We start from the raw sequence: 10171 nt of genomic DNA on the forward strand, positions 1-10171 counted from the left end.
CTTCCGATTCGACGCGGCGAACCAGCACGCGGTCGTGCAGCGGTTTGAATGCCATTGTGAACACTCCGTTTCAGGTTTCAGTGTCTCTGTTGGCACTCGGGTTAGGTGAGTGCCAATAGCGGTCAGATAGGCGCGCGCCCCCGGCCTGTCAACGCCCCGTTGCGTCTTTTCCCTATTTCCAGCGGCGATGCACCCAGAACCATTGATCCATATGCCGCCGGATCAGCGATTCCAGATCGTCGTTCAGCGCCTGCATCCGGTCCGGCGCGTTGCCCGGCGGCACGGGGTCACCCACATGCACGGCAAAGCTGAGGCCGTCCGGCTGGCGGATGCCCGCAATCGGCACCAGCAGCGCGTCATAGCGTGTCGCCAGTTCCGCAGGCGTCAGCACGGTTTTTGTGGGCAGATCGAAAAACCGCAGCGTCGCGCCGTCGTGTTCATATTGATCAAAGCCCAAGGCCAGCCAGCCGCCGCCCCGCAAAAACCGCAGCATCGCCGACAGACCGGCGCGCCCGCGCGGGAACAGCGGTTCGGCAATCGCGGTGATCGCAGGGATGTAATGGCGGTTGAACGCGGCGTTGTTCATCGGACGATAGAGCGCACCAACCGGCCAGCCCCGCCCCGCCAGTGCCGCGCGCATGGCGTCGTAATTGCCGAAATGCGCGCAGGCCAGAATGACGGGACGACCGGTTTCAAACGCCTGTTCCAATGCGGGCAGGCCCGGCCCGGTCAGCGGATCGGCGGCATGGATGCGCGCGGTAAAGGCGTCGCCGGAATAGATCTCGGCCAGCGAACGGCCTGCGTTATCGGGGACCGCGCGCAGCAGATGGGCGACCTGATCCGGCGTCAGATCGGGGCGCGCCAGGGCCAGATTGTCACGGATGCGCCGCCTCCACCCGGCCAGCGGTGCCAGAATATGCGCGAAAAACCAACCCATTGCCGGGATGCGCCGATGATACGGCAGCATCCGCGCAACCGTCATCACCACCAGAAAGGCAGCATTCGCCACGCGGTCGGTCAGGGTGGGGTCATTGTTCACGGGTTGCCTCTTTGGACCAGACGTAAAGACCGGCGGCCACGATAACCGCCGCGCCCGCAATCGTCCATCCATCCGGGAACTGCCCGAAAAACAGCCAGCCCCACAGCCCCGCCCACAACAACCCGGTATAGCCAAAGGGCGCCAGCGTCCCCGCCTGCGCCAGTGCAAAGGCGCGGACCAGCAGAAACTGGCTGATCGTGCCGAACAGACCCAACAACGCGAACGCCCACAGGTCGCCCGTTTGAATCGGAGTCCAGAAAAACGGCACCACGGCGGACATAACAACCGTGCCAAAGACCGCCGACCACATAACCGACGTCGCCACCGAATCAGCGCGCACAACCCGCGTCAGCAGCGCCCCCGCGGCATAGGTGAACGCCCCCACCAGCGGCAGCAGCGCGCCCATGTCGAACACACCCGCGCCGGGGCGGATAATCATCATGGCCCCGATCATCGCCGCGATAATGCCGATGATCCGGCGCGGACCGATGCGTTCGCCCAGAAACAGCGCCGCGCCCAGCGTGATCAGAACCGGGTTCAGGTCCATGATCGCCGTCGCCTCGGCCAGACCAATGAATTGCAATGACGTGAAAAACAACCCGACCGAGGCCAGTTGCATGAACGACCGCGCCGCCTGCAAGCCCGGCTGTTTCGTGCGCATCAGCGCCAGCACCGCACCGCGATAGATCGCGATGAAAATCAGCAGGTTAACGGTGAAACGCGCCCAGACGATCTGAACCGGGTGATAATCCGCCGTCAGATGTTTGGCCGTCGCGTCCATCAGGGTAAAGCCGACAATCGCCGCCAGCAGCAGCGCGATGCCGCGCGCCTGATCCGAACCGGGACGGCGCAACCCGTCCCGTTCGCGACCCATCAGCGCAAATGCGCGCGCCAGCACCCGCATCAGAGCACAGGATCAGTGCGTATTTTGGCACAGAAGAAACCCTCTGTGCCGGTGTTTTTCGGCTGCGTCACAGCAGGTCTTTGGCCTGATCCACGACCGCATCGGCGGTAATGCCAAATTCCTGATACAGCGCCGGGGCCGGGGCCGATGCGCCAAAGCCGCGCATACCGACAAAGGCGGCCTTTTTCTCGCGCCCGCGTTCGCCCAACAGCAGCCAATCCCAAGGCTGGCGAACGGCGGCCTCGATCGCGATGCGGACGGGGCCTTTGGGCAGAACGTCGCGGCGGTAATCCTTGGACTGTTCGCGGAACAGCTCCATCGACGGGACGGACACAACGCGGGTCGGCACGCCTTGGCTTTCCAGTTTGTGCCGCGCCTCGATCGCGATTTCGACTTCGGAGCCGGACGCCATCAGGATGACTTCGGGTTCGTGGCCGGACGCTTCGCGCAGGATATAGGCGCCGTAAGCGGTCATGTTCACGTCATCGCCTTTTTTGCGCAGCGTCGGCAGGTTTTGACGCGACAGCGCCAGAACCGACGGCGTGGCGTCGCGGGTCAGGGCGATTTCCCACGCCTCGGCGGTTTCGATCTGATCGCAGGGGCGCAGAACCAGCGTGTTCGGCGTGGCGCGGCACAGGGCCAGATGTTCAACCGGCTGGTGGGTCGGGCCGTCTTCGCCCAGACCGATGCTGTCATGCGTCATGACGTAAATCGCCGGCACCCCCATCAGCGCCGACAGACGCATCGCGCCGCGCGCGTAATCGGTGAACGTCATGAACGTGCCGCCATAGGGGCGGAATCCGCCATGCAGCCAAATCCCATTCATCGCCGCCGCCATGCCGTGTTCGCGGATGCCATAATGCATGTAACGGCCCAGACGGTTATCGGCGCTGAACACGCCCATGCCGCCGGTTTTGGTGTTGTTCGACCCGGTCAAATCCGCCGAGCCGCCAAAGTTTTCCGGCATCACCGGGTTCAGCACGGCCAGCACGTTTTCGCTGGCTTTGCGGGTGGCCACCTTGGGCGCGTCGTCAAAGGTTTTTTCTTTGAACGCGATGATGGTGTCGCGCAGTTTTTCGTTGTCGTCGCCCGACACGCGGCGGGCGAATTCGTCGCGTTTGTCGCCCGACAGTGCGTCAACGCGGGCGTTCCATTCGATGCGGGCGTCGCCGCCGCGCGCGCCAATCGCGCGCCAGTCGTTCAGAATATCCGCCGGGATGTCAAACGCCGGGGCGTCCCAGCCCAAAGCCGCACGGACCTTGGCGATTTCGTCGGCCCCCAAGGGCGAGCCATGCGCCGAACTGCTGTCAGCTTTGTTGGGCGAACCGAAACCGATGATGGTTTTGCAATCGACCAGAACCGGGCGGCCGTCATCTTTGGCGGCGTCCGTCAGGGCGCGGTCGATGTCGGCGGCGTCGTGGCCGTCGCAGGACAGAACGCGCCATCCCGACGCCTCGAACCGGGCGCGTTGATCGGTGCTGTCGGACAGGCTGACGCGGCCGTCGATGGTGATGTCGTTGTTATCCCACAGCACGATCAGGCGGCCCAGTTTCAGGTGACCGGCCAGACCGATGGCCTCTTGGCTGATGCCTTCCATCAGGCAGCCGTCGCCCGCGATCACCCAAGTGCGGTGATCGCACAGATCGGACCCGAATTCGGCGCGCAGGGCTTCTTCGGCAATGGCCATGCCGACGGCGGTTGCGATGCCCTGACCCAGCGGGCCGGTCGTGGTTTCGACACCTTCCACATGGCCGTATTCGGGATGGCCCGCGGTGATCGCGCCCAGTTGGCGGAAGTTTTTGATCTGATCCAGCGTCATCTGTTCATAGCCGGTCAGATGCAGCAGCGAATAGATCAGCATGGACCCATGGCCCGCCGACAGAACAAAACGGTCGCGGTCAAACCAGTTCGGCGCGCCGGCGTCGAATTTCAGGTGATTGCGGAACAGCACGGTCGCCACATCGGCCATGCCCATCGGCATACCGGGATGGCCGGAATTGGCGGCCTCGACCGCGTCCATGGACAAAACGCGGATCGCGCTTGCCAGATTCCAGTGTTGGGGGTCGGCCTTGCGGCGGGCGTCGATGTCCATGGGCGGTCCCTTACGGCAGATAGATTATGTGTGGTGTGTTAGGGCTGATGGCGCGCGGTTGCAAGCGGATCACGGTTCCGCCGGTTGCGGCGACAGCGGGCGGATGCGCAGGCGGGTGATGCGGTTTTCGCGGCGGGTCACCACCTCGAACCGATACCCGTGGAAGGAAAACACCTGACCCTGTTCGGGGATCGACTGCGCCATATGGATGACCAGACCGGCGACGGTGTTGGCTTCGTCATCGGGCAGGGACCAATCCAGCTGGCGGTTCAGGTCGCGGATGGTCATGCCGCCTTCGACCAGATAATCCCCGGTGGGGTTGGGGCGCAGGGTCTGGTCGGCCTCGGTGTCGTGTTCGTCTGCGATTTCGCCGACGATTTCTTCCAGAATATCTTCCAGCGTGATCAGCCCGCGCAGGCTGCCATATTCATCAACGACCAGTGCAAAATGCGTGCGGCGTTTCAGAAATTCGCGCATCTGTTCATCAAGCGCCGTCGTGTCCGGCACGAAATAGGGCGGCATCGCGACCGACATCACGTCAAACTGGCGCGCGACGGTGGCATCGCCCGATTGGCGAATGGCGCGGTTGACGGCGCGCAGCAAGTCTTTGGCATGGACCACGCCGATGACGTTTTCGCGTTCCTGACGATAAACGGGCAGGCGGGTATGCGGGCTGGCCAGCACGGTTTCCAGAATACGTTCGGGCGGCAAATCGCCGTCGATCATCTGGATTTCGCTGCGATGCAGCATGATTTCTTCGACCGTGCGGTTGCCCAGATCAAGCGCGCCTAACAGGCGGTCGCGATCCTCTTTCTGGACGGCGCCGGTGGCGTGGCCGATGGACAGAGCGCCCGCGATTTCATCATGCACCGAAAACATATGCGCGCCTGCGTCGGTTTTGATCCCGAACAGCGACAGGATCCCGCGCACAATCACCCGAACCACCGTCACGATGGGCGACAAAAACAGCGTCACCCAGCGAACCGGACGGGCCACGCGCGTTGCCAGATTTTCCGGGTTCATGATGGCATAGGTTTTCGGCATCACTTCGGAAAAAATCAGGACCAGTGCGGTCATGACCAGCGTGGCAATGGCCACACCATTCGCGCCCATCAGCCGGGTGAACAGCGCGGTCGCCAGACTGGCCGACAGGATGTTCACCACGTTATTTCCCAACAGGATCGCGCCGATCAGGCGTTCGTTATCCTCGGTCACTTTCAGGGCGGCCTCGGCCCCGGCATCGCCTTTGTCGGCGCGGGCGCGCAGTTTCGCGCGGCTGGAAGCGGTCAGGGCGGTTTCCGACCCCGAAAAGAACGCCGACATCAGCAGCAGCACCACAATGGCGGCAACGGTGATCCAAAAGGCGGTGTCAAGCGAACTGGCGGATAGGTCCATGGTCATACGGTATCGTTTTGTGAATCGGCGTCGTTTTGGGGAACGCGCGCCAGGGGGTGATGGTTCAGCACCAGATCACGCATTCGTTGATCCAGAACATGCGTGTAAATTTCGGTCGTGCCAAGGTCTGCGTGACCTAACAGCGTCTGAATACTGCGTAAATCGGCTCCGCCTTGCAGCAAATGCGTGGCGAAGGCGTGGCGGATGACGTGGGGCGTGACGCGGGCCGGGTCCAGCCCGACCGACAGCGCCAGTTCATTCAGCAGCCGGTTCACGGCGATGCGGGGGATGTGGCCGTCCTTGCTGGCCGCCGGAAACAACCAGCGGGACCCGCGCCCGGCGATGACGCGGCCCAGCGGGCTGTCGCCCGGTGCCGCATCGCGGATCGCCAGCCATTCGGACAGACGCGCGCGGGCGGCGGGGGTCAGCGGCACCATGCGTTCGCGGTTGCCCTTGCCCCGGATCAGCAGCACCGCCGGATTGCCGCGACAGCCCGCGACGGGCAGCATCGCCAATTCGCTGACGCGCATCCCGGTGGCATAGAGCAATTCGACGATGCAGCTGTTGCGCGCGCGATCCGCGGGGCCTCGGCCCAGTTGCGGGGCGGCGGCCAGCATCGCGTCGATTTCATCCGTCCCAAGCGTTTTCGGGATGCGTTGCGCGCGCCCCGGCCCGGTCAGGCGAATGGCGGGGTCGTCGGCGCGCCAGCCTTCGTCAAGCGCAAAGCGGGTGAATTGGCGGATGCTGGACAGACGCCGCGCGCGGGTGGCGCGGGACAGGCCCTGTGCGTCGCAATGGGTCAGGTAATCCTCGATCAGGTCGCGGGTCAGGTCGGGCAGGGCCGCGCCGCGCGCGGTCAACCAATCCGACAGATCGCACAAATCGCGGCCATAGGCCAAAATCGTATTCCGCGCCGCCCCGGTTTCGGCGGATTTGGCGTCAAGAAACGCTGAAATCGCGCGTTGATCCTGCATCACATGCCGTCATTCATCTGAGGCAGCAACCTGACCTGAGCCGCCGCGCGATCCGCATCGGGTTTCAGCCCAAGCGCGCGCAGCATGGCAATGCCCCGCGCGGCGCGGTGCATATCGCCGTCAATAGCCGCGTCAATATCGGCCATGGCGGCCAGCAGAGCCTGCCCTTTGCGCGTGTCGGGGGGGATGGCCTCGGGGATGGGCAGGGGCGGGGTGGTCGCCGTGGCTTTTAGCCCGACCCATTGCCGCAGCATCCGGGTGATGTCGCCCGCGCGCCCGTCGGTATCAGGGGGCAGATCGGCGGCAACCATCCCGGCCAGCACCCCCGCCATGCCCGCGCGGCGAAATTCGTCAAACGCACGCGGCAGGGCCTGCGACACATCGCCTGACGTCAAGCCCGCCTCTAACGTGCGCATCGCGCCCGCGCGTTCCCACACCCCGCCCGACGCCGCCGGGCGTTGTTCGCCGTAAATCTGACGCAGGCGATCCGGGGGAATGGCCCCGGCGCGGGCCAGACGTTCCGCCGCTTCAAGCCGGGCTTTGTAGCCGCCATTCATGCGCAAATCCGACTGCGCAAAGGCAATCGGCAGCGGCATGGTGGGCAGAGGCTGGCCAATCGCTTCGTGCAGGCGGAATTGCAGCGGCGTCATCGGGCCGGACGGGTCCAGATGCGTGCCGGTATCGACATAGGCATCATCCAGAAAATGCGTCATCAGCAACGCCTGTTGATCGTCAATCAGGCCCAGCGATTCCGCTCCGTTCAGCGTGATCGCCGCCGCCGCCCAATCGCCCCCCTGCGCCAAACAGAAAATCCGCGCGGCAAAGCTGGGCGCAATGCCGGGGGTGTCGTTCATAATGGCGCAGGCGCGGGCCTCGTCGCCCTCAAGCAGCGCAATATCGAACAGGCGGCGAAAGGTTTCGGGTTCCGCAGGCCCCGCCGATAACAACAGCGCCTGCGCCTGATCAAGCGCGCCCATATCCAAGAGCCGATCCGCCCGCGCCAGAAACAGCCCGCCATTCGCGCCGGTTTCGGATCCCATTTCCGGCGGCGGCAGTTGCGCGGTCAGCACCCGGCGCAACAGATATTGCATCGCGCCCAGCCGCGCGGGCGTCTGCCGGATCAGGCGCGCCACATCGTCAGGGTCGCTGCCCTGCCACAAATCGGGGGGCAGACCGGCGCGGCGCGCGGTCATGGTGCCGACCGTATCCGCATTCACGCGGTCCAGACGGGTGACGGTGACCGGACCAACCGCACCGCTGGCGGCAACCGGCTGACGCGGGGCGGGGCGTTCCGGCGGACGCGGCACCGGACGCCAGGCCGATGATTCGCGCACCGGCGCGCGCACGCTGCCCGACAGCCAGTCGCTGGCCGACAGGGGTTGCGTCTGCGCGCCCACCGGCCCCGTCAGCAGCGCCAGAATGATGACCGATGCCCTAATCACCCGTGTTATCCAGTGATAACGGGGTGCGAACCTCGGTCCGGGTGGGGGTCATGTCCCCGAAATAGGCAAAGCCCGCCAGCCCGATCACAGCCAGCAGGATCAACACCACCAGAACTTTCAACAACCGCATCGCTTGCCCCATTTTTTCCGCTTTTGCGCCGGTCTTATGCCGGTTCATGCCGAATATATATGGCAATTTCCGAAAGATCACGTCATTCAATCCTGCAATTTGGGGAAGATGGATGAAACCGCGCCTGAAACGACATATCGTGCTGATCGGAATGATGGGGGCTGGCAAAACCGCCCTTGGAACAGAACTGTCGCGCCGCCTGCGTGTGCCGTTCACGGATTCGGACGCCGAAATCGAATCCGCTGCCGCCATGAGCATCAGCGAAATCTTTGCCCGCGACGGCGAGCCGTTCTTTCGCGCCCGCGAAACCGAGGTGCTGGGCCGCATCCTGACCGGCCCGCGCGGGGTGATCTCGACCGGAGGCGGCGCGTGGATGCGCGCCGAAAACCGCAGCCTGATCGCAGGCACGGGCGTGTCGGTCTGGCTGAACGCGGAACTGGACACGCTGTGGCATCGGGTGCGGTTGCGCCCCACGCGGCCGTTGTTGCAGACCGCCGACCCGCGCGGCACGTTGGAACGCCTGCTGGCCGAACGCAACCCGGTTTACGCGCAGGCGGATGTGAACTTTGCCGTGCAACGCGCGGATACGATTGACCAATCGACCGACCGCTTGATTGAGGCGCTGCGCCGCCATGACCCCGATCTCTATCAGGATGGAAAATGACCGATCCCGTTACCGTTCATGTCCCGCTGGGCGATCGCGCCTATGATGTTCGCATCGGGCAGGGGCTGATCGCCCGCGCCGGTGCCGAAATCGCGCCGCTGCTGCGCCGTCCGCGCGTGGTCACCGTCACCGATGAAACCGTCGCCGCGCTGCATCTGGACCGGCTGAACGCCGCGCTGCGCGAACAGGGGATCGACAACGACACCCTGATTCTGCCCCCCGGCGAATCAACCAAAAGCTGGCCGCATCTGACCCGCTGCGTGGAATGGCTGCTGGAACAGCGGGTTGAACGGCGCGACATCGTGATCGCCTTTGGCGGCGGGGTGATTGGCGATCTGGTCGGTTTTGCCGCGTCCATCCTGCGGCGCGGCGTGCGGTTTGTGCAGATCCCCACGTCTCTGTTGGCGCAGGTGGACAGCAGCGTCGGCGGCAAGACCGGCATCAACAGCGCGCAGGGCAAGAACCTGATCGGCGCGTTTCATCAGCCGTCGCTGGTTCTGGCCGATATTGACGTGCTGGACACGCTGACCGACCGCGATTTCCGCGCCGGTTATGGCGAGGTCGCGAAATACGGCCTGCTGGGCGATGCCGCGTTTTTCGACTGGCTGGAACAGAACGCCCCGGTGCTGCGCCATGACCCCGCGCTGCGGCAACAGGCCGTCGCCCATTCCGTGGCGATGAAGGCGGGCATCGTCACCCGCGACGAAACCGAACAGGGCGAACGCGCGCTGCTCAATCTGGGCCACACCTTTGGTCACGCATTGGAATCCGCGACCGGCTATTCCGACCGCCTGCTGCATGGCGAAGGCGTGGCGATTGGCTGCGCCCTGGCCTTTGATCTGTCGGCGCGGATGGGGCTGTGCAGTCAGGAATCCCCGTCGCGTGTGCTGGAACATCTGCGCGAAATGGGAATGCCCGCCCGCCTGTCCGATGTGCCGGGCGATCTGCCCGACGACGCGGCGCTGATCGCGCTGATGGGGCAAGATAAAAAGGTCGTCGATGGCCGGCTGCGGTTCGTTCTGGCGCGCGGCATTGGTCAGGCATTCGTCAGCGATGACGTGGATGGTGAGACGCTGAGGGCAGTGCTGGCCGCGGCGCGGTGATACGTTATCGGTTTGATCCGAAAGGATAACGCGGCTGGGCTGGCTGCGGTTCATCCTGACGCGCGGCCGTGGTGATCCTAGGGCCAGCGAGGATGCGGACGGTGGGATATTGAAGCGCCGCCCTGTGGGGGATGTGCTGTTATCGCCTTAACCCGAAAGGAGAAACGGCCTGCGGTTCATCCTGACGCACCGGATCGGTCACGACGATCTGGACAGCTAGACCCTGCGGGGTGACGGCGGTGTCGTTATCGGTTTGACTCGAAAACCCAAAGCGCCTTGCGGCCGGTTTCCGCCCGTCCTGACGCACGGCTTTTGCGGCGGCGAAGCGGGTTGGCGACGTGTTGAGATGGTTCTGACCGCCGCATGGCGATGCCGGTGCCGTCATGGGGTTGATCGAAAAGCAAAAAGAGGTTGAGGCTGGCTGCGAT

Annotated in this window: 10 protein-coding genes; 2 read left to right on the forward strand and 8 right to left on the reverse strand. The window is 64.4% G+C overall.

Going from position 1 to position 10171, the window contains the following annotated elements:
• Positions 1–172: 172 nt before the first annotated feature.
• The 7 genes from Q4G20_RS13455 to Q4G20_RS13485 all read right to left on the reverse strand — a co-directional run bounded on the left by Q4G20_RS13455 (position 173) and on the right by Q4G20_RS13485 (position 7976).
• Entirely contained in the window at positions 173–1039 is an 867-nt protein-coding gene (locus Q4G20_RS13455; RefSeq protein WP_303343969.1) for a lysophospholipid acyltransferase family protein, read from the reverse strand.
• Positions 1029–1943, reverse strand: coding sequence for a DMT family transporter (locus tag Q4G20_RS13460; protein WP_303343970.1), 915 nt, complete (start codon positions 1941–1943; stop codon positions 1029–1031). The genes Q4G20_RS13455 and Q4G20_RS13460 overlap by 11 nt, the downstream gene beginning before the upstream one ends.
• A 67-nt stretch (positions 1944–2010) precedes the next feature.
• Entirely contained in the window at positions 2011–4035 is a 2025-nt protein-coding gene (gene tkt / locus Q4G20_RS13465; RefSeq protein ID WP_303343971.1) for a transketolase, read from the reverse strand.
• 69 nt (positions 4036–4104) lie between these two features.
• Entirely contained in the window at positions 4105–5430 is a 1326-nt protein-coding gene (locus Q4G20_RS13470; protein WP_303343978.1) for an HlyC/CorC family transporter, read from the reverse strand.
• Between the two features lie 2 nt (positions 5431–5432).
• On the reverse strand, positions 5433–6404 hold the full coding sequence (locus Q4G20_RS13475) for a tyrosine recombinase (protein WP_303343972.1): 972 nt from the start codon (positions 6402–6404) through the stop codon (positions 5433–5435).
• Positions 6404–7846 (reverse strand): hypothetical protein, encoded by a 1443-nt coding sequence (locus Q4G20_RS13480; protein WP_303343973.1) that lies wholly within the window; start codon positions 7844–7846, stop codon positions 6404–6406. Before Q4G20_RS13480 ends, Q4G20_RS13475 begins: the two co-directional genes overlap by 1 nt.
• Complete coding sequence (locus Q4G20_RS13485; RefSeq protein WP_303343974.1) at positions 7839–7976, reverse strand: hypothetical protein; 138 nt, start codon at positions 7974–7976, stop codon at positions 7839–7841. Before Q4G20_RS13485 ends, Q4G20_RS13480 begins: the two co-directional genes overlap by 8 nt.
• A 112-nt stretch (positions 7977–8088) precedes the next feature.
• Between Q4G20_RS13485 and Q4G20_RS13490 the strand changes: the two genes are divergently transcribed.
• Positions 8089–8640 (forward strand): shikimate kinase, encoded by a 552-nt coding sequence (locus Q4G20_RS13490; protein WP_303343975.1) that lies wholly within the window; start codon positions 8089–8091, stop codon positions 8638–8640.
• On the forward strand, positions 8637–9743 hold the full coding sequence (aroB, locus tag Q4G20_RS13495) for a 3-dehydroquinate synthase (protein ID WP_303343976.1): 1107 nt from the start codon (positions 8637–8639) through the stop codon (positions 9741–9743). Before Q4G20_RS13490 ends, aroB begins: the two co-directional genes overlap by 4 nt.
• Positions 9744–9882: 139 nt before the next feature.
• Here the strand turns inward: aroB and Q4G20_RS13500 are convergent.
• A partial coding sequence (locus Q4G20_RS13500) for a hypothetical protein (RefSeq protein WP_303343977.1) occupies positions 9883–10171 on the reverse strand: 289 nt, incomplete at its 5' end.

Source organism: Paracoccus sp. (in: a-proteobacteria), from assembly GCF_030538495.1.
Lineage (GTDB): Bacteria > Pseudomonadota > Alphaproteobacteria > Rhodobacterales > Rhodobacteraceae > Paracoccus.

Excerpts from the sequence above, each read along its gene's own strand:
- Q4G20_RS13460 (WP_303343970.1), bottom strand. The coding sequence starts at position 1,943 with ATGCGGGTGCTGGCGCGCGCATTTGCGCTGATGGGTCGCGAACGGGAC.
- tkt (WP_303343971.1), bottom strand. The coding sequence starts at position 4,035 with ATGGACATCGACGCCCGCCGCAAGGCCGACCCCCAACACTGGAATCTG.
- Q4G20_RS13470 (WP_303343978.1), bottom strand. The coding sequence starts at position 5,430 with ATGGACCTATCCGCCAGTTCGCTTGACACCGCCTTTTGGATCACCGTT.
- Q4G20_RS13475 (WP_303343972.1), bottom strand. The coding sequence starts at position 6,404 with ATGCAGGATCAACGCGCGATTTCAGCGTTTCTTGACGCCAAATCCGCC.
- Q4G20_RS13485 (WP_303343974.1), bottom strand. The coding sequence starts at position 7,976 with ATGCGGTTGTTGAAAGTTCTGGTGGTGTTGATCCTGCTGGCTGTGATC.
- Q4G20_RS13490 (WP_303343975.1), top strand. The coding sequence starts at position 8,089 with ATGAAACCGCGCCTGAAACGACATATCGTGCTGATCGGAATGATGGGG.
- aroB (WP_303343976.1), top strand. The coding sequence starts at position 8,637 with ATGACCGATCCCGTTACCGTTCATGTCCCGCTGGGCGATCGCGCCTAT.